Genomic DNA, 26,520 nt, shown 5'->3' with positions numbered 1-26,520 from the left:
CTTGAAGGATGCAGCGCTGCGATTCTTTCGTTGCCTTTTGTTTGTTACGGTACGTATCATGAGTGTGTGATGCGTCACAATTTACCAACGTATAAAGGGGGTTTTCCCTTATGGAAACCATGAAAGAACAAGCACTCGCGTTGCAGGAACAGATCGTAGCCTGGAGACGGGATCTGCACCAGATGCCAGAGACACAGATGGATACAGTGCAGACCGAGGCCTATATTTGTGCCCGTCTTGACGAAATGGGTATTCCCTATCGCAAGGGTGTAGCCGGTCACGGCGTTGTCGCCGTACTTGAAGGAGCAAAACCTGGCAAGGTTTTCGCCGTCCGAGCCGATTGCGACGGTCTTCCCATCAAAGAAGAGACAGATCTTCCCTTTGCCTCCAAGAATGGTTGCATGCACGCCTGTGGACATGATGTCCACACAGCCATGGCCCTTGGCACAGCCAAGATCCTGGCTGACAATAAAGACAAGCTTGAAGGAACAGTCAAGTTCATCTTCCAGCCTGGCGAAGAGGGATGCAAGGAAGGATACGGCGGAGCCAAACGTATGCTCGACGACGGCGCTCTCGACAATCCACGTCCCGACGTCCTCGTCGGCCTTCACACTGGAGCCATCTGGAAAGAAGACTTCAAACCTGGAGATATCGGCTATCATTACAGCGGCATCATGGCCTGCATGGATCGCTTTGAGCTCCTCGTGAAGGGGAAGGGCAGCCACGGCGCCTATCCTCACGGATCCATAGATCCTGTCAGCATTGCCTGCCAGATTATCAGCGAACTTCAGACCATTGTCAGCCGTGAGATGAATCCTGTAGAGCCCGCAGTTATCTCCATCGGTGAGATTCATGCAGGAACAGCCTTCAACGTTATCCCCGGCGAGTGCCGTATCAGCGGAACGGTTCGCGCTCTCACCAACGATACCCGTAAATTCCTGGCAACACGTATCGAAGAGATCGCCCGTACAGTCGCTCAGGGCATGCGTGGAGACATCGAGTTCCACTACGGCTGGGAAGGACCAGCTCCAGTCGTCAACAATGCCGAGGTCACAGAGGAGCTTCGCAAGGTGGCCGTAGCCATTCTTGGCGAAGAGCATGTGAAGGAAATCAAGAATCCCTCCATGGGCGGAGAAGATATCGCCTTCTTCCTTGAAGAGGTTCCCGGAACCTTCTTCTTCCACCCCAGCTGCAACGAGGAGAAGGGACAGACCTATCCTCACCACAACTCTCGTTTCGCCGTTGACGAAGACGTATTGTGGATTGGTTCGGCTGTAATGTCCACCATGGCTATGGAGTGGCTGAAGAACCATAAATAAAAAGTGATTACAGGCAGGCTTTACACAGCCTGCCTCTTTTTTATCCGAACTATACTGTATTCTACATTGAAAACTTTGGGAAAGGAGAATACTGTATCATGACAAACATCCAAGACGAAGCGAAAGCGATTTTGTCTGAGATCATAGAGTGGAGGCGCCATATTCATGCCAATCCGGAACTTGGTCTCGAGACCCCCGAGACGGAGGCTTACATTGTACAGGCTCTTGAGGGGATGGGATTTCCTTCCACGTCTATTCGGAAGGGAATCGGAGGGCATGGAGTAGCCGCCCTTCTCGAGGGAGACGAGCCTGGTCCTGTTCTGGCTATTCGAGCCGATTGTGACGCTCTGCCCATCAAGGAAGAGACGGGACTTCCCTTTGCAGCCACCAACGGTTGCATGCACGCCTGTGCTCACGATGTCCATACGGCCATGGCATTGGGGGCGGCACAGCTGCTTATGAAACACCGTCACGAACTGAAGGGAAGCGTGAAGTTCATCTTCCAGCCGGCGGAGGAAAATGTTGTGGGAGCGAAGGCCATGATTGATGATGGCGTGCTTGAGAATCCTAAAGTGGATGCCCTGATCGGTCTTCATTCGGGACTCCTCTGGAAGGGATATGCGGCAGGGGAGATCGGGTATTCACACGGTGGCATGATGGCTTCTGCCGACCGCTTCCTTATTACCCTGAAAGGGAAGGGCGGGCACGGTGCCACACCTCATCTTACAGTAGACCCCATCGTTATGGCTGGGCATCTTATCTGCCGTCTTCAGACGATTCTGAGCCGCGAGGTCAACCCTGTAGACCCAGGTGTTCTTACCATAGGGCGTGTAACTGGTGGATCCGCCTATAACATTATTCCTGGCGAATGCGTTCTTGAGGGAACAGTTCGAGTTCTTGACGTGGAGACGCGGAAGATGATGGAGGAACGTATCCGTGAGCTGGCAGAATCTACGGCCGCCAGCATGCGGGGCGAAGCTGTAGTGGAATATATTCCTGGACCGCCACCTGTCATTAACGACAGTGCCATGACCGATAAACTTCTTGCCACAGTGGCAGAAGTGCTCGGCGAGGAAAAAGCCAAGGAGATTCCCGAACCATCAATGGGAGCCGAGGATGTTGCTTATTTCCTCGAACGTGTTCCTGGAACCTTCTTCTTCCATGCCGGAAGCAATCCTGAAAAGGGACAGACCTATCCTCACCACAATTCGAAGTTTGATATCGATGAAGATACGTTGTGGATAGGGTCAGCTCTTTTTGCACATTTCGCTTTGAACTGGCAGAAATAAGAACCAATAAAAATAGCATAAAGATTTCGCCATAATAAGGATCAAGAGTCTCCATAAAAAGAGACTCTTGATCCTATTTTTTTAACAAAAGAGAAAGGGCATATCCTATAGCGGAAACGAGAATAATTGTAGCTCCCGCAGTTACATTTAAAAGAGCGGAAAGCCACAAACCAACAAATGAAAAAAATAAACTTAAAAGGAAAGCCCTGCCCATCATAGAATAGAGAGAATGACTCCAACGTTCTGCTATAGAAGGGGGAATAGTAAGAAGAGCAATGACAAGAATAAGCCCAACAACTCGAATTAGAAGAACGACAGTCATTGAGATTAAGATAATAACAACATAATGCAAAAAAGCGACAGGAACCCCTCTTGTCTTTGCGAAATCAGGATCATATGCAAAAGCTAATAATTCTTTATGATACAGAAAGCCCAAGGCGAATGAGAGAAGAATGACTCCGAGCATGGCAAAGAGGTCACCTTTTGAGACAGTAAGGATACTCCCAAAAAGATAACTCATTAAATCTGCACCGTATCCAGGTGTTAAATCTATACATATTACACCTATAGCCATTCCTACAGCCCAAAGAACTCCTATTATAGAGTCGGCTCGTTCTGGTTTTTGCCATGTTATCCACGCAATAAGAAGTGACAGCACAAGAGAAAACACCATCGTACCAAAAATAGGAGATACCCCTAAGAAAAAAGCAAGGCCAACACCGCCATATGCTCCGTGGGCTATTCCTCCGGCAACAATAACATGCTTTCTCACTACAACGAGACTCCCCATCATGCCGCATAGAATACTGGCTAAAAAGGCAGCCAAAAAAGCGTTTTGCATAAATTCATACTGCAAAAGATTAATCATGATGGGAATGTAACTCCTTCTTTAAATGATCGTGACGGGCTAAAACTCTATGAGGCAAACCGTGAGCAATAAGCTCAACTGGACACGTTCCTCCATACTCCATCTGTAACATTTCTTCTGTGATTTCTGCCGAATTATGATAGTAGACATCCCCACATACGCATGCGACAGCGGTAGCTCCATTTGCAATAACGGATAAATCATGACTTACAAGCAAAATCGTAATGCTCCCGGCAAGAGAAGCGAGTTCTTCATAGAGAACTCCTCTGGTCTCAGGATCAATACTGGCAAAAGGTTCATCCATGAGAAGAATTTCTGGACGAGAGGCCAGCGCCCTTGCAATCAACACCCTCTGGCGTTGCCCTTGAGAGAGTTCACCCATAAGATCGTCACGCCTTTCAGCTAAACCTATACGTTCAAGGGCCTCCATGGTAATTTTCTTATCTTCCTCACTAAATGTAGTCTTCTTTCCACACCCAAGGCGTCCCATTAAAGCAACATCAAAAACAGTCACGGGGAAGTCTCTATTGCGACCTGCATCTTGAGGGACATAGCCAACTGATGCAGAAGCTTGATCAGGGCTTTTTCCCAACACAGCAATCTTTCCAGAAAGAGGCTTTTCGAGTCCCAGAATAAGCTTTAATAATGTCGTTTTTCCTCCGCCATTAGGACCTATCATGACTAAGAATTCACCTTTAGGGACCTCGAAACAAACTCTATCGAGCACTTTTGTTCCATTTTCGTAGGCAAATGACACGTTTTCAAACAATATTGACTGGATCTCGCTCATTTCAGACTTTCTCCTATGGCCTGAGCCGTTTCAAGCATATTTTTCTCCCAATCCTCAGCGAGGGGGTCAATAACACGAATAATTGCTTTTGTCTCCCGAGCCAAATTTTCTGCCATCTTCTTGGAATACTGCGGAGAGACAAAAATAGTATTAATTTGTTTCTCTCTCATTAAGGTAATAAGAGATGCTAAATCTGAAGCTTTAGGCTCCTTACCTTCGACTTCCATCGACAACTGATTCAAATCATACTCGCGAGCGAAGTAACTCCATGAAGGGTGAACAACAATAAAATCCTTTTTCATCGTATGGCTCAACAAGCTGCGTATAGTTGAATCCACGTCATCAACTTTGCGACAAAATTGGATGTAATTTTTTTTATATTCATCTGCATGTTGAGAATCAACTTCAATGAAAGCATCACGGATAGCACGTCCCTGTATTTTTACTAGGGAAGGGGCGAGCCAAATATGCGGGTCATGAAGGTCTCCTGGCATTTGATCTATCTCTTTATAAGTATCAATAATACGAAGAGACGGATTTAAAGAAAGAGCTTTTGCCAAAAGTCTCTTTTCAAAGGGAAGATCAATCGCAAAATAAAGATGGCTTTGGGCAAAAGAAGCCATTTGTCCGGGCTTCGGCTCATACGTATGAGGGTCATCTCCAGGATGAATCATAATGTGCACATTAACACGATCTCCACCGATTTCCCTAATGAAATAAGCCTGTGGAGGAATAGAGACAAAAGCATTTATATTACCCATCCCATACAAAACAGGTGTTCCCACCAAAGAAAAAAAGAAACAAACAACTATAGATACAATGCCAATTTTTAAAGGCACAGGTACCACCTCGTCAGATACGTAAAATTTATTAAGTACTATTTATTTTACACCAGAAGAAAAAATAAAAGGCCTCTCCTCCTATTGAGGAAGGCCTTTTATTCAATCTGGATATGATCTATTTTCACGGTTGATTTTTCTTTTAGGCAAGCTGCGTCCTCGTAGTTTCTGCTCTTCTCTATAGATATCCTCGAGGATTTTTAAGTAACGAATTTCCCACTCTCGTTGATCCATACTCTTTCGAGTCGATTCTCGAGAGAGATAGTCTCGCTCTTTGCGAAGAGAATAAAGGTCCCCCATGTCTCTAACGCCTCCTTACGTTTCTCGTATCGCAAGACGAATTTGAATTTGTCCCAAACTTCGTGCGGTATCATTCGCTGCCTTAAGAAGAACCACCCCACTTCCCTGAACACTATAAATTCCCCACACATCCGTCAATAACTCAACTTCTTGAGAAGTTAGCTCTTGAAGGCCTGTGGATTCGCCTCGTATAGGGGCATCAAGCCGTACAAAAAGATGAACACCCTCCGGCAAATTCCCTTCTAAACGTCCTGTAACTACACGAGGCGTCTGACCGGTAGCCGTAACTATATACGATAAGGGAACCGCATCTCCTCTATCATTAATGTAGCTATGCAAGGAAAGTGGTTGTTGAATAACCGAAATAGCATTTTGCTCCACAACCTCAATAGAAATATTCACGAAAGCAACCGTTCTATCGACCCCTTCTGACGAGTCACAGGAGAGAAGAAAGGCTATAAGAAATCCTAAAATAAATAATTTTCGCACCATGTTGTCACACCTCACTTCTCACCAGGTTTCATAACGACTCTTCCTTCTTCGAGGAACTTTATCGTTCTTTTTCGAGGTAAGACTTTGGCCTCAACAACTTTTGCATCCCCAGGCCCCAAATCAATGCTTTGCTCTGGGAACTCAATACGATATGACGAAGGGATATTAATGTCGTACACTTTCAAAACCCACTTCCCTGGCCGCAATCCCTCAAAGAGGAAACGTCCCCAACTATCTGTAATTCGACGATGGACCTCGTCCTCATTTTTTAATTCCACAAGTACACTCTGTAATCCACCAGGTTCAAGAAATCCATCTTCCTGCAATGTATCTCCTACAAGGTAGCTTTTATTTCCTTCTAAGTCGGCAGGTTTATCTTTCCCTGCATCTGGATCTATAAGAACGACTGTGCCATTTAAAGAAACGCCATCGATAATTCCTATATCCATCGATGTAACCTCCCCATAACCTGCAATCTCAACAGTAATAGGAACTTTACGATTAGGCACACGATTTCCGAGAGAAGCCCTATCAACTTTCAACAGATAGGCCCCAGGAAGAAGGCTGGGGAATAGAAACATTCCCTTTTCATCAGTAACGGCAGATTGGCCCTCAATATCAAGAACCACATTAGGAATACCTCGCTTTTCCTCAGCAATAGTTTCATATACGAGACCTTGTAAGACTCCAACATTTTTCTTCTTGGCAAGTTTGATATCGATAGGGATTACATAGGTAACAGAGTAGGATGTTTCCATTTCACCACTGTTATCATTACGTTGTATTCTAAAACGAAGCCGGCTTTCGTCTTCGAAAGTTTGCTCTGCAATAAACTCATATTGTTCGCTATTATCTGCAAAATCTTCTTCATATGAGTATCTTGTGTACCAGCAGGAGAGTTGAAGAGTGGGAGTAATATCCCAAATTATTGAGATACCTCTGTTACTAGAAGATCTCATGAGGTAACTATCTGCAAGAGCATCGTTATCTCCAAAGCCTCCATAAATAGAAACATAAAGTTCAGGAGTAAGCTGGTAACTTAAAGAAACGTTATAATTCCATGCCGTAGCACTCTCGCCATTTACACGATTGCTCTGGTCCGCATATCGCGCTTCAAAGGAATAACTATAACGCTCCATACTCCGCCCTACTCGTAGCCACCACGAATTTTCATGATAATTATATTCAGCTGGTAACAAGCGATCTTCCATGGTAAAAGTATCGTACCCCAAAGCCAGATACCAGCCATCGCTCAATTCATAATCAAAGTAGACCTGAAGAAGTTCTTCAAAGGTTTGGGATGTTGCATCAACCTGTCTGAGGTTGAGATTATCTTTATATTGATACCACGATATGTTTCCCTGCAAACGATCGCTAAAGGGATAGCCGACGCTTGCACTTATATAGTCATAATCGTGGTAGTATCCCCAGAAATCAGTGCCAGCTCTTACTTTTGTAATAGAGTAAGGGATCTTCCCATTCATTCTTCCTCTTAAATAGACTCTATAAGCTGCGTCGTCGTCAAGAGCTTCCTCTCTGTCTGTGTCACAAATAGCATATTCAAGTTCAAGTAATGTATGAACCCATGGTCTGTATTCCGCACTGACACTCCATATTTTGTCTTCTATATCCGGTTTGCTTCCATATGCCTTTCTTTCTTTTTGAAGGGCATTAAATCTTATTTCAAGGTTATCTTCTACTTTATGACTAACATAAAAACCATATTCTTTTTTTTCCGGCGTTCCCCAACGGCTTTTTACATAGTGTAAACCTCCACCAAAGCCTGTTCCTATAGGTTCATAAGCAAAACCTATACCTCGGCCGTAAGCCCCAGAAGACGTTAATCGAGAGAGAGGGTATCCTTGATCGCCAAGATAAAAAGAGTAGGTCTCAGTAAAATAATTCAGCCAATATTCATCGACATCTCCATAGATGCCGAAATCGTCTGTATCAGGTCCCCTAAAGAGGAAATCAATTCTTTTGGTGCGCTCCTCATCAAGATAACCTTCACCGCTCCACTCAATATGTACCCCATCTCCTCCAGTATTGCCCATGGCACTAATTGAAAGCTCTGTAGGAAGAACGTGGAATATATCAAGTTCCCCTCCTCCTCTTGGAATAACATCAAGATCGACAACAAGAGTTGTAGCATCTGGACCCCCATCTCCAGTTACAACGGCTCGAACTTCAACAAAATGGAATCGAGAAGTGCTTCCTTGAAAAATTTTCCCCTTTAATTTCAAATCGGCGCTTTGACCCGCATTCAATGTTACTTCATTTGGAGAGATGGTAGCAGGAAACCTTTCGTCACGATCAGGAAGGTCTATAGAGTAGGTACGTGTCGTATTCGACCTATTAATAAGCTGCAAATCAGCTTCATAGTGCTGCCCCGCTATAATGGCTACCGGTTTTTTAACTAAAATAAGCTCTACGCCTTCAACAGCAAGAATGGATACTGTGAAAATCTCTTCATCATATACCCCGTAATCCCGCCTGTTTTTTACAGAATAAACTACTTCATAATCTCCAACTCGAGCTGAGGGAGGAATCTGAAAAGCAAGAACACGTGTCACGCTTCCTCTCGAAGGAATTGAAAATCGCCCAGGGGGCATAAGAGGTTGCCACCCCTGAGGCAAATCAATTTCCTCTATAAATGTTTCAAGTGCAGGCTGATAGCTTGTCACAAGAACGCTAATACTGACAATGCGTCCTGGTTTTGTACTAATCTGTAATGGGGAACGAGCTCGAACTTCAACCCCGTATCCCTTTGTCTGTGCCCATGTCAGGCCAGGAAGCAGCCATAATATAAAAACGAGAAAAAGTAGAACTCTAAATACTCGCTTCTGCCCTCCGCCTGTCATAGTGTTCACCCTCTTTACTTTAGTATCAGGGCATACTGAGCGCCAAAAGCTTCTTCCTCTCCACCATCAGCGATAATGAGGGTCTTATATTGACCCGCCTTAACATCTTTAAACGGAATCTCAAAACGACATGAGCTCCCTGGATAAATCCATCGCCTTCCCCCTTCAAAGCGGCCAGCATGGTTACCCTGCTCATCGTAAAGTTCAGCCCAGACGACAGGACGAATGACACGTTCCCCTTTATTTGCAATGTCGAGTGCTAAAACAGACACGCCCCCGGCATTTATAAGCTTTTTATCAGCGAACTCTATATCGCGAACTCCCGTATTTCCGATATCTGTAATCATTTGGATGGCATATTTAAAGACCGTCATTACTCCAAAAGCCATGTTGCCATCTGCATCGATAGGAGGTTGCAACAGTATTTGATCTATAGGTTCAACCATGATCAGACTCCAGTATGATCCGCAGAGAGTCGTCTCTTTCGGCACATTAATCACATAATTAAAGCTTGCCGTTCCTGCCGCAGGAATGACAAGCTGACGAGGTGTTATTGTCATCCACAATGCATTAGAACGAGCAATACTTCCAGGCTCACCATAATCGTTGCTTCCATCAGCAAAACATAAATAGTCAGATTGGTTGATGGCCACTTGAACCTGTTGTTCCTTATCGTTATTTCTTACTATAATCTGTCCACGAATTTCTTGTCCTGGCGTTACTGTAAAACGATATGTTAAATCTCCCTCAACATCCACATTACTTGCCAGAGCAAACTCCGGACGGACTACAAATAGAAGAATCGCCGTTACACAGAAACATATGAAAAATAGTTTTCTTCTCATCATAAATCCACCACCGTAAATGCAATATGTGGAGCATATACGCCTTTCGGTGTTTCTGGAGTAATACCTGTTATTTTCAATTGAAGCGTTATATGACTTCTATCTCCTGCTCCCGTAAAAAGGGTGGCTCCTGATGGATCGAGAAGCTGATACGAAGTGCCTCCCCGAACCCAACCTGTTCCCATACCATTACCTGTGCGGCGAATCCAGATCTGTATTCCCTCAGGTATCTGTGCTCCCTCAACGATCTTTGCCTCCAGGTTCCATAAGGCATATTGATCCCGCGTATTGATAATGCCTAGGCTTACAATGGAGGGATCACTCTCTCGTATACCTCGGCCATTGGAAGCTGAAGCACCGATAACAAGAGATGACCAACTTCCCAAGGCAATAAGTTCCATAGCCTCTGAACGCCCGCTCAGGGGAGAAAAAACAACGAGAAACACAAGAAGAACGACTCGTGATATTACCGTAGTTCCACTCATTTTTTATTTCCCTCCCGACTGACAAAAAAGGGCAGCACCCCCCCGAGTGCCGCCCTTTTTATTACCCCTTATGCGTCCTGAATGAGAAGGGTAAGGATTCGGGTTCCAGCAGCTTTCTGAGCATCTGGGCCAGCGCAAAGCTTCAAACCGCCTTTTCCCCAGGCTCCACAAACTTTGGATATACCTGTTACGAGATCAACGTACTCCGTGGAAAGTTCTGTCCAGTTTGGTGTTCCGACAGCACTTGTTCCATAAGGAGCTTTAAGTTTTGCCCACAGTGTTACGTGATCGGGCATATCGAGATTGATCTTACCGACAACCTTTCTCTCATCGGTGCCTGTTGCGATAATGGCGTACCAAATGCACTCTTCATCGCACCAAGGAATTACACATCCGATGTGAGTTGCCATATTGATCTCTTCCTGTTTGATCATCAGGCAGTTAATCGGTATAACCTTCCAGTTGATTTTCAACGTGTCATACGGAGTGCAGCATGTCGGATGACATGATGTATCGAACCCTGCCTCTTCCATGGTCATGGGGGCTTCTACCGCAAAAACTGCGCTTGCAGCAAAAGCTACCATGGCTACAACTGCTAACAGAAGAAATACTTTTTTCATCTTTTTTTCCTCCCTTTTTTGCAGATAGCCCTATACTCCATAGATCCCTTTACGCCGCTAGAAAGTAATAACTTATCAGGTGTACCCGCATGTGGCGGGCATCTCTACGACCCCCTTTCCAGCGAAAGAGCTGGAGCCGTCTAAGCTCAATATAAAGGGTACGTCTATCGATTAAAATTGAATATCGGGAGAAAACTGAAAGGGGCAGGGATACACCCCTGCCCCTTTCACGCTATTCACTTAAAAAGACATCAGGAAATCACTTAATCCATTGGAGTCAATCCGCTCTTAATCGCATATTTCGTAAGCTCCGCAACAGAGTGAAGATTTATTTTGCGCATAATATTATATTTATGCGTCTCCACAGTTTTCACGCTGATATGAAGGGTACGAGCAATTTCGCGGTTTCCTTTTCCCTCTGCTATAAGCTGTAAAACTTCCTTTTCTCTGTGACTCAACGCACTTATAGAGTCAGTTTCCTCTTTCCCTTCTCCTGAAAGATATCCCACATACTCCTCAATAACACATTTTGATATACTCGGGCTCAGATACATTTTTCCGCTGATAATCGATCGGATAGCCTGGGCTAATTCATGGAAAGCACACTCTTTCAACAAAAAACCGGAAGCGCCAGCTTTAAGCATCTCTGCAACAAAATGACGATCAGCATGCATTGATAATGCGAGCACTTTAATTCCCGGAAGCTCTTTTTTAAGCTGATTTGTAGCTTCTATCCCATTGAGTTCCGGCATAACGACATCCATAACAAGAACATCTGGATGATTCGATAGGGACATCTCAATAGCCTTTCGTCCCGTATCTGCCTCAGCTACAACCTCCATATCATCCTGAGTGTTTAAAAGAGTTCGTAACCCATCTCGAAGAATTTGATGATCATCAGCCAGCAGAATCCTGACTTTCTTCATGAACGTCACCGAACCTTTCTTCCTCCTTTTCTACAGGGACAAAAAGAGTAACTTTGGTTCCTTCACCAAGGAGAGTTTGTATCTGCATAAAGCCACCAAGATAATTTACTCTCTCTCGAATACTCAACAAACCAAAATTACTGGGATCCCGTCCCAACTCTCTTAGCATAGAAAGGTCGAATCCAACGCCATCATCCTTAACCTCTAGCGCTACTGTCCATGGATCAAAGCGAGAAATGGTTATAATCGCCTCATTCGTTTTAGCATGTTTTACGATATTCATTAAAAGTTCTCGCAAAGCTCTGAAAAGGAAAATTTTTATATCCATTGGAATTTCATCGCTCACAAGAAAATCATTAAAAACGATACATAGACCGTGCTCTTCTTCCATTTTATCTATAAGCCATTCCACCGCCGCATGGAAACTCAATTCATAAAGCATTGGGGGACTCAACTCAAAAATAAGAGTTCTCATTCCCTGTATAGAACGATCTATAAGCGAGAGGATATCCTGAACAACATCTTTTTCTCTCTTCTCTTTAATCTGACTCTTAAGCATTTCAAGCTTAATATGGGAAAGTGCCAGATTTTGTCCCACGCTATCGTGCAAATCTGTGGAAATACGTCGCCTCTCCCGTTCTTCAGCCACATATAATTCAGAGGACAAATATTGTAATTGATGCTGATGTAAACTTATTTGTTCTTCAAGTTTTCTATATGAAGTCAAATCTTTCCAAGTCACCACACAATACTGAAGCCGCCCATCGCTGTCTCGAATAGGAACCGCTGTTATTTCCCCCCATATTTCTTCGCCATCTTTTCTTACAAAGCGTTTTTCCTTACCTATGACACCTTCATGCATAGCAATACGCAGTTCTCCCATATTGAGCCAATAATCCTCTCTCCACCATGGATAGGGAGCAGGACGTTTCAAAATTTCTTCTGAGGAATATCCAAACTGTTTCACAAAAGATTTATTGGCATACTGAATTCGTGTATCAGAACCAACGACAAAAATAGCGTTAGGACTTTGATCAAGGATTGATGAAGAAAATTCCTCATTTTCCATAAGCAAGGCTTCGTTTTTTCTTCGTTCTGAATCGTCACGAGCAATAGAAAGAACCATAGGCTTTCCTTGAAACGAAAAAAGGTGTGCGTGAATTTCAACGGGAACAGCTGATCCATCTCTTTTTTTAAGAAAAGATTGGAAAGTAAGATGTCCATTTAGAAAAAGTTGCCTCACAAGTATCAGTATGTCCTGTTTCTTTAAAAAAATATCGATTGAATTTGGAGAACTACCGAGCAATTCATTTCGGGAATATCCCAACATTTGAGAGGCTCCCTCATTAACTTCAACAAATATTCCCGGCACTCCATCTTCATCTATCTCGTGAAGAAAAACAGCATCAGCCATATTATCGAAAAGAGCAGATAACGTCGTTATACGTTCCGTTAAACGTTTTTCTCTATTGACACGAGCAGTTATATCTATTCCCAAACAAGCAACACCGGAAAAAGGGAAGTCATCTGAGGGCATTACATTATTGCACGCCCATAGAATCGTGCATGGCTTGCCATCTTTCTTTTTTATCTTTGTCTCAATACTTGCAGAAGCCCCCTGCATCAAAGCCAAGGTCCGAAGGGAAGAAAGCATACGTTGCCAATTCTCGACATTCGCATAGAGTAAAGAAAGCCACTTTCTTGAGCCTGAAAGAAATTCAAAACTATACCCTGTAACACGTTCCGCTGTTTTATTCCAAAAACGAAGGCGCCCGTCTTCATCAATAAAACATACAAGAAGATCGGGGTGATGGAGAGAGGCAGAAAACCAAAGAGAAGGGTTCTGGAACATATTGTCATCTTGTTGTTCCAGATACTCTAATTCATTTTCAAGGGGAAGAGCAATTTGCCTAGGGGGGTTGGTTTTAAAATTCTCTCCCCATTCTCCTTTTCTCATCTTTTGCTCACTCCACAGAAAGTCTTCTCATTCTTTCCTTTCTTTCACCAACAACGCTGTTCTATTGCGTGAAGAGTGAAGCTAAAGATACAAGAGTTAAAACATGAAAAATAAAATTAAAATATGCAAATATGTTAGAATATTCTCATGATATCTCAAAGGATATTTTTTTTCAACTTGAGGGCAATATCGACCTTTTAATTGACAAAGAAACTCAAAAGGGGAGACACTAGCTATGTTAAAAGAACTCATTACAGCAAAAATGAATGAATTATCCCCGGGGCAAAAGAAAGTTGCCCGCTTCATTTTAGAGAAACCACGAGAGGCCGCTTTTCTAACAGCATCACAACTTGGTTCACATGTTGGAGTAAGCGAAGCGACAGTTATCCGATTCGCCTATACATTGGGTTTATCTGGCTATCTGGAACTTCATCAGGCAATTCGGAATATGCTCATTGATCATCTATCGACTCTCGAACGCTTGGAAAAATATAGATCTTCAGGTGAAAAAGGACTTTTAGACACGGCAATGAGCAAAGATCTTAACGCTATGCAATTGGCCAGGTCTCGTCTTGATGAAGAAATTCTTCAAGATCTTGCTTCTCTTTTCGTTAAGGCTCCTGCCATCTATATCGCTGGTTATAGAAGCTCATACACTCTAGCCTACTATCTCTCATTCTACCTGTCATGGCTATTACCAGATGTAAAATTGATGCCCCTTGATACTCCATACGAGCTACTTGTCAATGCGCCAAAGCAAAGTGTCGTTGTAGGAATTAGTTTTCCTCGATACTCAACATGGACTGTTAATGTACTTTGTCATGCTAAAGAAAATGACTTACAAACAGTTGCTATAACAGATGAATATACAAGTCCTTTAGCTACCTACGCCCTTCATGTCGTGGCAATACCATACACACCAATCTCATTCATCGACTCTTTTGCCGCTCCAATAAGTACATTGAATTGCATTATTCTCAGTATAGCCCAGGAGCTTGGCGATAAAGTTTCATCTCGTCTTGAGATTTTAGAGCGCTATTGGAAGGCTAACCACTTATACGAACCTTCAATCCTTTAATTTTTAGATTAAGGAGGTGATATGCGGAGAAAAAAGCCAACACTTTTAAGGATTGTTTGTGTATAAAGAAATAGAGTTGAGAGAAGAAACATATAGAATGATAAAAGAGTGGAGAGAAGGAGGAGACACCCATGGTAAGCCGTTTAGGCACCATTTTGCGGGTAGATTTGTCTTCTCGCAAAATCAGCAAAGAAGAAGTGGATGATTCACTTCTTCGCAAGTATGTTGGTGGACGTGGATATGGTTCTAAAATTCTTTTTGACGAAAACCCTGTCAATGTTGACCCCTTTAGTCCTGAGAATCGTCTCATCTTCGCTACAGGTCCCTTAACAGGCCGTAGTGCACCTGCCGCCGGCCGTTATATGGTCATAACCAAAAGCCCTTTAACCGGATATATTGCATCAAGCAATTCCGGCGGATATTGGGGAGCTGAGCTAGCTAAAGCTGGTTGGTTCATGCTTATTATTGAAGGGAAATCGGATCATCCCGTATATATGTATATCGAAAATGATCATGTGGAAATAAAAGAAGGAAGCCATCTTTGGGGGCTCAATACGCATGCGACAACAGATAAAATCCTTGAAGAAATCAATGATGCGAAAGCAAAAGTATTATGTATTGGCCCAGGGGGAGAAAAACTTTCCCGTATAGCTTCTATTATGAACGACAAAAACAGAGCGGCAGGACGAAGTGGCGTCGGAGCCGTAATGGGTTCAAAAAATCTAAAAGCCATTGTTGTGAAAGGAACAAATTCTCCTTATGTATCAAATTCCAAAGAACTTTCTTCAGTGCTGAAAGAAAAAATGGCAAAACTGAAAGCCCATCCTGTCACAAGCCAAGGTCTTCCTACATACGGGACAGCAATTTTAGTCAATATTATTAACCAAACAGGAGCGTATCCATACAGGAACTGGCAAGGTGCATATATGGATGACGCCGACAAACAATCTGGAGAGATATTAGCAGAAAAATATCTTACAAATAACTATCATTGTTTTGGATGCCCCATAGGATGTGGACGAATAACAAAAGTAAAAGACAAAGCAGGAGAAGGGCCTGAATACGAAACAATTTTCGCATTTGGCGCATGTTGTGGCATTGCATCCATTGAACCTATTATTCGCGCCAATTATCTATGTAACGAGTACGGCCTCGATACGATCAGTGCCGGCGTCACCATTGCCGCAGCAATGGAGCTATATGAAAAAAAACTCATTGCAAAAGAAGAACTCGAAGGTGGCCCTGAACTAACCTTTGGGAATGAGGAAGCTATCGTATATTGGACAGAGAAGATGGGAAAAGGGGAGGGCTTTGGCAAAAAATTAGCTCAAGGTTCTTGGCAATTATGTAACATGTATGGACATCCAGAGCTCTCTATGACCGTAAAAAAGCAAGAGATGCCAGCGTACGATGCCAGAGGAATTCAGGGAATAGGTTTGACATATGCAGTGAGTAATCGAGGAGCATGTCATGTCAGAGGTTATCTTATCTCTCCGGAGATACTCGGAGCCCCTGAAAAGCTTGACCCTGATGATATATCACAAAAACCAATGTGGGCAAAAATATTCCACGACCTTACCGCAACTATTGATTCTTCAGGCATGTGTCTTTTCACATCCTTTGCCCTTGATGCTTCTGACTATGCAGCGTTCTTAAAAGCAGCAACAGGGTTCGACTATACTGGAGATGAAATAATGACGTGCGGAGAAAGGATCTGGAATCTTGAGCGACTTTTCAACTTGCGGGAAGGACTTATCCCGTCAAAAGAAGATACACTTCCACCTAGATTGTTGAAAGAGCCGATACCAGAAGGACCTGGAAAGGGAAAGCTCAGTCGAGTTCCTGAAATGCTTCCCGAATACTATAAATTACGAGGTTGGGACGAAGAAGGAGTACCTACGGAAGAGACACGGAAGCGCCTTGACCTTACGTCGTAAATTTTATTACGAAAAAGGGCCGCTTTACTGAGCGGCCCTTTCTTATCTAGTCTACGCTTCTGCTGGAACAAGTCCTGTGCTTTGTTTCTTTTGCTCTTGTTTAAGTTTAAATTTAGAAACAGCCTGTTGCATATCCTCACTCAATCGAACAAGCTCGCCAGCAGCGCCAGCAATAGATTGAGACACCTCTCCTTGCTCATCCATAGAGCGAGTAATTTGTGCCACTTGATCTGCAATCTCCTGACTTGTTCTAGCAACATTATCCATTCCTGCCGTCATTTCCTGAGCACTTGCAGACTGCTCCTCCATTGTTGCAGCAATGGTCTGAACACTTTCGTTCACCAAGGCAATTTTATCGACGACATCATCAATAACAGTTTTAGTCTCAGCTGCTTTTTCTACAAGCACATTAACCTTTGCCTCTGAGCCCTTTTGGTCATTTGTCGCTGTTTTTGTTCGATTCGCAATTTCAGAAATTACATCGCTTACCTGCAAAGCAGCTCTGCTTGATTCTTCGGCAAGTTTACGAACTTCTTCTGCTACAACAGCAAAACCCCGACCGGCGTCTCCAGCTCGTGCCGCTTCGATAGCTGCATTAAGAGCTAACAAATTTGTTTGATCTGCAATCTGGGTAATTGTATTGACAAAACCAGTAATACCATCGACTGAACCGGCAAGTTCATCTATAGCAGAGCCCACCTTTTTACCGGCTCCCGCCACCTCTTCAACGAGGCTGGCAATAGCATCAACAGCCTTTCCACCTCGCTCTGCAGCTTCGGAAATCTGAGATGCGCTCTCCCCAGCCTCCGATGCAGTCTTAGCTCCAGACTGGGCACTGGCAGCCACTTCTTGAACACCCGCATTAGCTTGTTCGACGGCCGCCGCAGAGTCTTGAGTATTTTGACTCACTTTTTCTGTCAAGGCGACAACTTGCTGAACGGAAGCAGTTCCTTGTTCTGCTGCTGTATTGAGATTTTCTGCTCTTTCAAGAACTTTTTCCGCATTTTCACGAATAGCCGCAACAACTTCGCCTACCCCCAAAATCAAGGTATTAAAAGCACTTACAAGCTCACGAATTTCAGTTACTGAAGAAGATGTTTCTAACTGTATAGAAAGATCTCCTGTGGAACTTATCTTTTTAGCCACTTGAACGACGTGATTCAGGGGAACAGACAAGCTTCTTGAGAAAGCAAAAATAACGAGTACGGCAATAGCAATAGCAATTAATACACCAATAAGAATAGCTTTTCGAAGAGCAGATATAGCTGCCAAAGCCTCATTCTGAGGAGCTACAGCACCAAGAATGAAACCATTTTCAAGAGTCTGGTAGGCAACAGCTACAGGTTCACCGTTCATATCATGAACAAAGAGGCCCGATTTTTCATTGAGCATCTGATTAGTAAATTCAGCTAAATGTCCGCCTTCTATCTCTTTAAAAGAGGGGCCTTCGAAAGAAAACTCGGGATGATACATAAACTGAAGATCTCTATTGAGCAAAAAGGAGTATCCTGTTTCGTAGAGATGAATATTTTGAAGAGTATCCCGTACAAAAGAATAATCAAAAAGCATTCCTATGATGGCAATAACCTTTCCCTCAACCACAACAGGCATAGAGTAGGGAATCATCTCTTCGCCACCTTCTCGAACGACGATATCTCCCCACACTGCTTCTTTAGTGTCCAGAGGACGCCAAAACCAAGAGGTCTCATCTTTTTCTCGATTTAAAAGATCTGCAACTACATAGGGAGTTTTTTCAGAATATCTAAAAATGGAATTTTCGTTCTCCCTCGAAAAACTCACCATATGTACTTTATCGCCTTCAAACTCCTCAGGGTTGAAGCAAACAAAAATTTCGCGGGTTTCATCAACCTGCGCACCAAGTTCTGAAACGAATTGGACGTTCGTAGCCGCAAACTGTGCAACATAGGAATCCATTCCAAGTGCTCGTGCCATAACAGGTTTAAAGCGAGTCTTTACTGTAGCGTTCAAGGCAAGAAGTAAACCGTTAAATCGACCAAAAGTATTATCGAGTGTTTTAGCAATACGTTCTGCTTCAGAGGTTTCATAAGCCACTGCAGCCTCACTTAAAGCAGAAGAGCTCTTTTGAAGGGCAAAAAAACCTACTCCTCCAATTGCTGCAAGAATCAAAATAACGACGATAGCAGTAATGCGCGTCCCAAGTTTGTTAAAACCCATACATCCCACATCCCCCTTGCAGAAAAATAGCCAATATAATTCATGGTACATACAGTTTAATCTAGTTGTCCCATTTCTCAAGTCTTGTTGTAATATTTTTATTATTTAAAATAAGAGTCCCCACAGGCTATTCACCCATGGGGACTCTTATTTTTTATATTTGAAATATATCTTCTTTAAACTTTTAGGTTATTGATTATAACATTAACCTTTTATTTTACAGGAACTAGACCTGTTCTTTCTTGACCTGAATCAACTCTGAACTGAGAGACCAGACTTAAAAGTGTTTCCGCAGCCTGAGACATGTTTTGTGCTTCCTGAGCAATTGTTTCTGCTGCTTTTGTGGTTTCGGCAGAAGCATTTTTGATGTTACTAACTGACTGAACAACTTCCGTTGTAGATTCTGTAACAGTTTGCACTGCGCTTGTCATTTCTTCGCTAGATGCAGCCTGCTCCTCGGAGACAGCAGCGATACTCTGAACAGCCTCAGAAACTTTAACAACTGCAGCAACAGCCTCGCGAAGTTTTTCCTGCGCAGAGGAGGCCTGATTCATGGTTTTCTCAAGTATCCGACCAGTATCATTGGCGGCTCCAATAGAGCTTTCGGAACTCTTTTGAAGTTCCACAATAAGGACTTCTACTTTTTGAGCTGCCTGGGCTGACTCTTCTGCCAGCTTTCTTACCTCTTCGGCAACAACGGCAAAACCTCGTCCGGCATCTCCAGCACGAGCAGCTTCAATAGCAGCGTTAAGAGCCAGTAAATTAGTCTGATCGGCAATAGAAGTTATGGTTGCAACGAATCCAGAAATATCCGCAACTGAACGTCCAAGAGATTGGATCGTTTCAACTCCTTTTTTCGAACCCTGAACAGCTTCCGCTATATTATTAATAACTGAATCTACATCCTCAACGGCTGTTTCCGTGATCTCAACTGCCTTTGAAGATCCTTCCGCACCGTCAGTTGCAGATTTAGCCGCAGATTGAGCACTAGCAGCCACTTCCTGAATAGAAGCGTTTGTTTCTTCCAAAGCTGAGGAACTGCTTTCAGACATTTCCAACACTTGGTTAATAGCACCGGCAACCTCTTCCATAGAAGCAACAGTCTCCTCTGATAACGAGGCTAGAGTCTCTGCTCGCTGTGATGTATCTACAGCTTCGTTCTTAACAGAAGAGACAAGATCACGAAGGCGATCGACCATACCATTGAGGTGTTCTGAGATACGGGCTATTTCATCTTTACCCTTTGTATCAAATTTTGTTGTGAGATCACCATCTGCAATCTTGTTTGTCGCTTCTTCCATATGCCGAATAGAACGAGCCAAGCCTCTCGCAATAGTAAAGACTATAAGAGCAATAACGATAATGGCTATAACCGAAACGATAAGCAATACCCCTGTAAGAGAACGGATAATCTTAGTAATGACAGCGAGAGGGAAAAAGACTGCTAGAGGAAGCCCATGTTTAGTAGGTGCATAAAAAACGATTTTGTCGACTCCTCCATATGAATATGTTGCCCATCCTTCTTCACCATCAAGCATTTTTTGGGCTACATTTCTTAACGCTTCAGGGAACTTGCTGTCTTTCAATAAATTAGACTTCATAACATCTTCAGCATGAGGAGAAGAAACGATAAGTCCATCATGAGTGATTAACATTGAATCTCCCGTCTCATAAATTTTTAGAGACGCAACGATCTCAGATAGGCTCGACAAATTTACATCTTCGGCAACAACACCAAGAAGAGCTCCTGAATTATCATAAATAGGCATAGCAATAGATAAAACGACTTCATTGGTCACCATATCTATGTAAGGATCGGTAAGAACAACTTTGCCTGCATTGACTGCCTGTTTATACCAAGGTCTTTCACGAACATTGTACCCTTCCGGCTCTTTCCATCCTGTTCCGTCAGCGAGGCGACCATTTTTCTCTATTCCCATATAGATGTTCATAATTCCTTCTCTTTTGTTCCGATTGGTCAAATTGGTAACAAAATTTTCAATGTTATCTTCATCAGTTAGATTCAGGTAGACCCAACTATGACGTAGAGATTCCGCTGAAGTATTGAGAATACCTGTCAAACGCTCAAAATAACCATCAATAAGAGCTGTCCCTTCTCGCGTTGTTTCAATACCGGTCTTATTAATCGTATCTACAAGAATAGATTGTCCTCGATAGTACGTAATTCCCGTCATTACGGCAATCACGATAAGAATAACTGCTAGCATCCCCCAAAGTCTGGCTTTAATCGTCACGTTGGCATGTCCCCCTTTGTGTAATTTGAAAAATATTCAATAAGATATGATTAAAAATCATATCTGGTTTTAGCCACGTGACAATAAAAAAACCAAATATTTCATATTTTATCCTTTTATTTCATGGATAGAGAGCTTATTTTCCTATATAAAATAATTAAAAAGAAGGGGATAGAATGGGCTTTATTTAATATATAGAAACTTCTTCAGCGGTCTGCCCGCAACTTGATACTCAAGAGTTGAAACAATCCTTCCTATATTCAACAAATAATGAAGGTATCTCCACGTCGTCGTTCGCGAAAAGCCTGTCAATTGAGCTATCTCATCAATAGTAGCTGCTTCCTGCAAAGAAGAGAGAGTTTCTGCCATTTGTTCGAGAGTTTCTTTTTGAATTCCATTGGGAAGGTAGCTAAAAAAAAGTCTCTCTCGCTGAGCTACAATAACTTCGTCAATCGTGTTTTGCATACAAATTTTAGGAAGGGTACTCAGAAGTTTTTTCCTGTCCTGACATATATAGAGAGCCCTTCTAAAACGTTCGAAGGAAAAAGGTTTTAATACGTAATCGAGAGCTCCCAAGCTTAAAGCCTGTCGAACTGAAAATTGATCTGCTTTTGATGAAACCACTATAAAAGCTGTCATAGGGGATATACGATGAATACGCCCCACAACCTCAGCAATATTCTCCGCTAACCCCAAAGGCTCAAAGACAACGAGGTCGATCTGATTTTTTTGCAGAGTAACGCAAATATGAGGCAAAGACGTAGAAATACCTGCTACATAAAAACCAGGAACTGCAACTATAAACTGCTTCATAACCGAAGCCGTCATTAGATCTTGATCCACAAGTAAAACAGAAAGCTTTTCTTCCATATTCTTTCCTTTAGAGAACCTCCTTTTCAAAAACTAAACTATGTAAACATTATTCTAGCAGGCAAACTATTTTTACGGTGGACGAATAAACGTCCATCCTGTACTATGGTTTTTAAATTAACTTTAATAAAAGGTGAAAGGAAGTGAAATCATCGTGCATGACCTCTACGAAAAGATGTCTTTTATCCTCCATGGAGGCATTTTAGACCGATTTGCCGACTATCTTTCGAATTATACAAATCGAGCCCTTCTTTTGGAATCTCGAAAGGATGAACTTATTCTTCTTGAAGCTGTTGGCATCACTCCTTCCAGCCTTATTCTTTCTGATAAAAACGAACATATTGCTTCACTTTTTTCAAACCAGATGTCTTTAAGCCCTTTCCCAATTAACGTAGATTTATTTTCTTGCACATGGAAATGGGGGCTTTCCATAAAAGGCGAAAAATGGTCATTTTATCTTCTTCTTGATCAACAACCATCTTCTTCATTCCTGGAAACATTGCCCGCTTTTGAAGGAATCATCGACATCTGGCAATCTTTCAAAGAAAAAGAAAAGATAGAGCATCGTCTTTCTCGCCTTGACTATATGATATTAGCAACAAAAAGTACTCTTGCTTCTATCTTTGAGCCTATGCCGCTTGAATATTTCGCCGCTTTTTTAGGCGATGTTATACGAGAGAGTCTCTTCCCAGAAGATTTGTTGATCCTTCACGATGACGGAGACATGCTTCATCTGCTCGAAGGGAAACTTCATGCCATACCAGAACGCGACGCTGTTCTGACTAAAAGGTTTCTCACTTCTGCGCCTCTTCCTATCGATGAAAAACACAAAAATTTCTTCGGAGAAAATCATTACGCGCAGCTTTCAAAAAAATGGACCGTTTTTCTTCCTGTTCTTAGTAAAAAGCAGCGACTTTATTGTCTTTTAAAATGGAATAGAGCATTAGAACAAGAGGATTTGAATTTTCTTGAACTTCTTGGCAACATTGCTTCCAAAGCGCTATCGATTTCCTGCCTTCACGAAGAAAGGGATAGTGCTGTTAAACAATTGACAAGTCAAACATTTGCTCTTCAAGCTCTTCACAATGCAACACTGCATCTCATGCGACAAACGGAGAGACGCAGTTTATTAGATAGTATTCTTGATATGTTCAGCGAAGTAACCCAAAGCCATAAAAGTTTAATCGTCGCTTGGGATTCTGAAAGACAAAGTTACGTTTTCCATGGAACTTATCAAGACGGGAAAGTTATTCATTCAGGCAAATGTCTTTATAGTTGCCCTCTCTCTATCACTGATCCCAATATTTCTATTTTTTCTTCTTTTGAGATGGCCTCTTCCTTTTTTGATTTTTTAAACGCTCCCGAATTACTGGCTTTTGAAGAGATTCAGGGAGCTGACATTATTGTCACTCTAACTGAAGGGAACATATTCCGAGGTTTTGTTGCATTATGGTCGACAAGCAATGTTGATTTCAATCTTTTGGAGAATCTAGCAGAAACAACAACAGCAGCTATGTGCTGTTTTTATACAAAAAGGGGTTTTCTTAACTGAAAACCCCTTTTTGTTCACTTCCTCTTACTCCCGTTTATTCTTTAACCCGTCCCTGAAGATGACGCGCTAAAAATTTTTCCATTGCCCGATAAAAATCAAAACGATTTTCCTCATTTCTGAAGCCGTGTCCTTCATTTTCTTTTACCATATATTCCACATCGACACCTCGCCTACGTAGCGCTTCTACTATCTGATCAGATTCGGCCTTTTTTACACGAGGATCGTTAGCTCCTTGAGCAACAAAAAGCGGGGATTGGATCTTATCCGCATGGAAAACAGGGGATGCCGCTCGGAGCAACTCCTTATCTTTCTCCGGATCGCCTATTTGCTCATACATCATCTGACGACCTAATTCCCAATAGGGGGGGAGAGTTTCTAAAAGAGTAAAGATGTTAGACGGTCCGACATAATCAACTCCACATGCATAAAGATCGGGAGTAAATGCCAATCCAGCCAAAACCGCGTATCCTCCATAAGAAGCACCATAGATGCCTATTTTCTCCGAATCGGCTACTCCCGTTTCGATAAGCCACTGCACTCCATCGGTAATGTCATCTTGCATTTTGCGGCCCCATTCTTTGAAGCCAGCGACCCAAAAACTCTTACCGTAACCAGTTGAGCCTCTGTAATTCATCTCCAAAACAGCGTATCCTCTATTGGCCAAAAATTGTACTTCGGGACTAAATCCCCATGTATCTCGAACCCATGGCCCACCATGAGGATGAACTATTACAGGAAGATTTTTAGGCTCAACTCCCACTGGAAGAGTTAAGTATCCATGAATAGTAAGGCCATCCCTTGCGGTATATGAAATAGGCCTTGTGGAAGCCATCTCTTCTTCTTTAAGCCACGGGCTTAAATCTGCAAGTTTTTTAAAGTCCCCCGTCTTACGATCGTAGAAATAATAAGCTCCTAATGTCCTGTCACTACCTACATAAACAAGCATCCGATTTTCATCTCGGGTCATACTTGCCACAACAACATCATAACCTGGAAGCTTCTTTTCAATTGTGTTTTGTATTTCTTCCCTTTCTGAATCAAAAAACTGATAGTGCCCCTTATCTGTTATATATCGAACACCTGTAATAACTTTACGTTTTTTTGAGCGAAGAAGCCCGTAAACATCAACATCAGGATGTTCATATATCATATCAAGAAAAGCCCCAGTCTCCGGGTCATAACGATAAATAGCGCTCTTATCGCGGTGGAGATTCGACGCCACGTAAAGATAGTTATTGTCAAAGGTAAAAAATAGCGGATCTATAGAGTCCTTGAAATTCGTCGTTACAACAGTTCTAAAAGGCTCCGTTTCGGTTTTTCTATATAGAAGACTCGTTTGTACACCATCGCTCCGAACGGCAACCCTTAATTTCCCGTCATTATCTGTGAGCCATCCTGCAATATCTCCAGGATTTTCAGCAACAAGAGTAAGTTCTCCAGTCAAAATATTAATTCTATACACATCGTAAAGACGTGGATCGCGGCGATTCATAGCAATAAGCATCTCGTTTTCCACATCTTCCAAGTCATCAACAACAGAAACCCGTACATTAGAAAAAGGCGTTAGCTCTTTTCTTGTCTGAGCAGTTATATCAACAGAGAAGAGATGGTAATTTTCATCTCCTCCTGAATCTTGAACATAAATAATCTGATTGTTTCCCTTCCAGAAATATCCGGCTATATCTCGAGATATAGCCTCTGTAAGGCGCTTCGGTTCACCATTGGAACCTACTTTTTGAACATATACATTCATCCTTCGTTGCCATGGTTTCATATATGCTAAATATTCTCCATTTGGAGAAAGAGAAAAAGATATTTTTTCAGGATTTTTGAAAAAATCTTCAAGAGAAACAAGGGGAGGCAAAGCTGCGGAAGCACTTCCTGCATTCCATAACAAAATCACAACGGCCAAACTTGCGACAAGAACGGGAAAAAATAAATGTTTAGACATAGAAATCTCTCCTTTGAGAAATGTATTCTTTATTTATAAATCCAGTTAATTTTATCATGAAGAATATCTTCCTTTATCCGATAAAATGCCGAAAAAGTAATCTTGCCTCTTGAATAAAAACAGAATTTACAGAATACTATTATAAAGTTTTTTGAAAGGGAGGGGAAAAGAAATGGATCTTGGTATAAAAGGAAAGGTCGCCCTCATCATGGCATCAAGTAGTGGACTGGGTAAGGCAATGGCCCGACGTTTTTTAATGGAGGGTGTTGTTACAATGATGGCCAGCCGCAACGAAGAAAAATTACGTCGTGCAGTTGAAGAACTCACGGACGATACTGGTGTTACAGCTTATTATACGGCTTGCGATATTACACAAGTAGAGCAGATAAAAAATCTGGTGCGCGTTACTACTGAAAAACTTGGACCTATATCGATTCTTGTTAATAATGCAGGAGGGCCACCTGCAGGAACCTTTGAAACTTTCAATGATGAAGCATGGCAAAATGCTTTTGAGCTTAATCTTCTCAGCTACGTCCGTACAATTCGAGAAGTTCTTCCTTTCATGAAGGTTCAAAAATGGGGACGGATCATCAACTCCACATCATCTTCCGTGAAACAGGTTATAGAAAATCTTATACTTTCGAATACATTCAGACTGGGCGTTATTGGATTGACAAAAACTCTCTCACAAGAACTCGCTCCTTACAACATTCTTATTAATGCCATAGGACCAGGACGTTTTGACACACAGAGAATACGTCAGCTCGACCAGGCTTTAGCTGCAAAAAAAGGAGTCTCGGTTGAAGAAGTAAGTCGCCAAGCAATAGATCAGATACCTTTAGGACGATATGGCATGCCTGATGAATATGCCCGTCTTGCTGTTTTTCTCTCTTCTGAAGCAAATAGCTATATTACAGGACAGACAATCATCGCTGATGGAGGAATGGTTAAAGCGGTTCTTTAAGTTCAATAATCGTTAATTATTATCAAGCACGTTTTTATAGAAGCCAAGGGAACCCCTTCCTTGGCTTCTATTGTTATTTCTCTTCTCTTTGGTTATAATTTTTATTCGTATGAAGAATTAACCAAA

The 26,520-nt window shown here is 42.5% G+C and carries 21 protein-coding genes; 6 read left to right on the top strand and 15 right to left on the bottom strand.

From position 1 onward, the window contains the following. Positions 1 to 110 precede the first annotated feature (110 nt). A complete protein-coding gene (locus RBH88_RS11405; RefSeq protein WP_307879668.1) occupies positions 111 to 1,319 on the top strand; it encodes a M20 family metallopeptidase in 1,209 nt (402 codons plus the stop codon). A gap of 98 nt (positions 1,320 to 1,417) precedes the next feature. Next, positions 1,418 to 2,608: a M20 family metallopeptidase gene (locus RBH88_RS11400; protein ID WP_307879667.1), complete on the top strand. Its 1,191-nt coding sequence runs from the start codon at positions 1,418 to 1,420 to the stop codon at positions 2,606 to 2,608. A gap of 73 nt (positions 2,609 to 2,681) precedes the next feature. Here the strand turns inward: RBH88_RS11400 and RBH88_RS11395 are convergent, their stop codons facing one another. The 11 genes from RBH88_RS11395 to RBH88_RS11345 all read right to left on the bottom strand — a co-directional run bounded on the left by RBH88_RS11395 (position 2,682) and on the right by RBH88_RS11345 (position 13,591). Next, positions 2,682 to 3,476, bottom strand: a complete 795-nt coding sequence (locus RBH88_RS11395; RefSeq protein ID WP_213690009.1) for a metal ABC transporter permease — start codon at positions 3,474 to 3,476, stop codon at positions 2,682 to 2,684. Continuing rightward, on the bottom strand, positions 3,469 to 4,266 hold the full coding sequence (locus tag RBH88_RS11390; RefSeq protein ID WP_213690010.1) for a metal ABC transporter ATP-binding protein: 798 nt from the start codon (positions 4,264 to 4,266) through the stop codon (positions 3,469 to 3,471). Before RBH88_RS11390 ends, RBH88_RS11395 begins: the two co-directional genes overlap by 8 nt. Then, positions 4,263 to 5,105, bottom strand: coding sequence for a metal ABC transporter solute-binding protein, Zn/Mn family (locus tag RBH88_RS11385; RefSeq protein ID WP_307879666.1), 843 nt, complete (start codon positions 5,103 to 5,105; stop codon positions 4,263 to 4,265). The genes RBH88_RS11390 and RBH88_RS11385 overlap by 4 nt, the downstream gene beginning before the upstream one ends. Positions 5,106 to 5,207: 102 nt before the next feature. Then, positions 5,208 to 5,405: a hypothetical protein gene (locus RBH88_RS11380; protein ID WP_213690012.1), complete on the bottom strand. Its 198-nt coding sequence runs from the start codon at positions 5,403 to 5,405 to the stop codon at positions 5,208 to 5,210. 15 nt (positions 5,406 to 5,420) lie between these two features. Beyond that, a complete protein-coding gene (locus RBH88_RS11375; protein ID WP_213690013.1) occupies positions 5,421 to 5,897 on the bottom strand; it encodes a hypothetical protein in 477 nt (158 codons plus the stop codon). Positions 5,898 to 5,908: 11 nt separating this feature from the next. Continuing rightward, on the bottom strand, positions 5,909 to 8,758 hold the full coding sequence (locus tag RBH88_RS11370) for a hypothetical protein (protein WP_307879665.1): 2,850 nt from the start codon (positions 8,756 to 8,758) through the stop codon (positions 5,909 to 5,911). 14 nt (positions 8,759 to 8,772) lie between these two features. Continuing rightward, positions 8,773 to 9,606, bottom strand: coding sequence for a hypothetical protein (locus RBH88_RS11365; RefSeq protein WP_307879664.1), 834 nt, complete (start codon positions 9,604 to 9,606; stop codon positions 8,773 to 8,775). Beyond that, the gene (locus tag RBH88_RS11360; RefSeq protein WP_213690016.1) at positions 9,603 to 10,088 is read right to left on the bottom strand and encodes a hypothetical protein; all 486 of its coding nucleotides are present in this window, start codon (positions 10,086 to 10,088) and stop codon (positions 9,603 to 9,605) included. The genes RBH88_RS11365 and RBH88_RS11360 overlap by 4 nt, the downstream gene beginning before the upstream one ends. Before the next feature lie 68 nt (positions 10,089 to 10,156). Further along, positions 10,157 to 10,708 carry a hypothetical protein gene (locus RBH88_RS11355; protein ID WP_307879663.1) on the bottom strand — a complete coding sequence of 184 codons (552 nt, stop codon included), beginning with the start codon at positions 10,706 to 10,708 and terminating at the stop codon, positions 10,157 to 10,159. A gap of 263 nt (positions 10,709 to 10,971) precedes the next feature. Beyond that, positions 10,972 to 11,634, bottom strand: coding sequence for a response regulator transcription factor (locus RBH88_RS11350; protein ID WP_307880089.1), 663 nt, complete (start codon positions 11,632 to 11,634; stop codon positions 10,972 to 10,974). Continuing rightward, on the bottom strand, positions 11,606 to 13,591 hold the full coding sequence (locus RBH88_RS11345) for a PAS domain S-box protein (RefSeq protein ID WP_307879662.1): 1,986 nt from the start codon (positions 13,589 to 13,591) through the stop codon (positions 11,606 to 11,608). The genes RBH88_RS11350 and RBH88_RS11345 overlap by 29 nt, the downstream gene beginning before the upstream one ends. Positions 13,592 to 13,826: 235 nt before the next feature. Here RBH88_RS11345 and RBH88_RS11340 point away from each other — a divergent pair, with 235 nt between their 5' ends. Together RBH88_RS11340 and RBH88_RS11335 are read left to right on the top strand one after the other, a co-directional pair. Continuing rightward, positions 13,827 to 14,669, top strand: a complete 843-nt coding sequence (locus tag RBH88_RS11340; RefSeq protein WP_213690020.1) for a MurR/RpiR family transcriptional regulator — start codon at positions 13,827 to 13,829, stop codon at positions 14,667 to 14,669. Between the two features lie 131 nt (positions 14,670 to 14,800). Next, positions 14,801 to 16,606, top strand: coding sequence for an aldehyde ferredoxin oxidoreductase family protein (locus RBH88_RS11335; RefSeq protein ID WP_213695546.1), 1,806 nt, complete (start codon positions 14,801 to 14,803; stop codon positions 16,604 to 16,606). Between the two features lie 51 nt (positions 16,607 to 16,657). Here RBH88_RS11335 and RBH88_RS11330 read toward each other — a convergent pair whose 3' ends face one another. From RBH88_RS11330 to RBH88_RS11320, 3 genes are all read right to left on the bottom strand, one after another. Further along, positions 16,658 to 18,802 carry a methyl-accepting chemotaxis protein gene (locus RBH88_RS11330; RefSeq protein WP_213690022.1) on the bottom strand — a complete coding sequence of 715 codons (2,145 nt, stop codon included), beginning with the start codon at positions 18,800 to 18,802 and terminating at the stop codon, positions 16,658 to 16,660. A gap of 212 nt (positions 18,803 to 19,014) precedes the next feature. Then, positions 19,015 to 21,057 carry a methyl-accepting chemotaxis protein gene (locus RBH88_RS11325; RefSeq protein ID WP_213690023.1) on the bottom strand — a complete coding sequence of 681 codons (2,043 nt, stop codon included), beginning with the start codon at positions 21,055 to 21,057 and terminating at the stop codon, positions 19,015 to 19,017. A gap of 183 nt (positions 21,058 to 21,240) precedes the next feature. Then, positions 21,241 to 21,927, bottom strand: coding sequence for a response regulator (locus RBH88_RS11320; RefSeq protein WP_213690024.1), 687 nt, complete (start codon positions 21,925 to 21,927; stop codon positions 21,241 to 21,243). A 154-nt stretch (positions 21,928 to 22,081) separates the two neighbouring features. On the opposite strand from RBH88_RS11320, the gene RBH88_RS11315 reads away from it, so the two are divergent. Beyond that, positions 22,082 to 23,479: a hypothetical protein gene (locus RBH88_RS11315; protein WP_213699686.1), complete on the top strand. Its 1,398-nt coding sequence runs from the start codon at positions 22,082 to 22,084 to the stop codon at positions 23,477 to 23,479. Positions 23,480 to 23,513: 34 nt separating this feature from the next. On the opposite strand, the gene RBH88_RS11310 is transcribed toward RBH88_RS11315, so the two are convergent. Then, entirely contained in the window at positions 23,514 to 25,430 is a 1,917-nt protein-coding gene (locus RBH88_RS11310) for a S9 family peptidase (protein ID WP_213690026.1), read from the bottom strand. A gap of 172 nt (positions 25,431 to 25,602) precedes the next feature. Between RBH88_RS11310 and RBH88_RS11305 the strand changes: the two genes are divergently transcribed. Beyond that, positions 25,603 to 26,394 carry an SDR family oxidoreductase gene (locus RBH88_RS11305; protein WP_213690027.1) on the top strand — a complete coding sequence of 264 codons (792 nt, stop codon included), beginning with the start codon at positions 25,603 to 25,605 and terminating at the stop codon, positions 26,392 to 26,394. The last annotated feature ends 126 nt before the right edge of the window (positions 26,395 to 26,520 follow it).

This window comes from Aminobacterium sp. MB27-C1, assembly GCF_030908405.1.
Taxonomy (GTDB): Bacteria; Synergistota; Synergistia; order Synergistales; family Aminobacteriaceae; genus Aminobacterium.
Note: the sequence above shows the minus strand (reverse complement) of the source record. Positions and strands in the feature narration are given on the sequence as shown.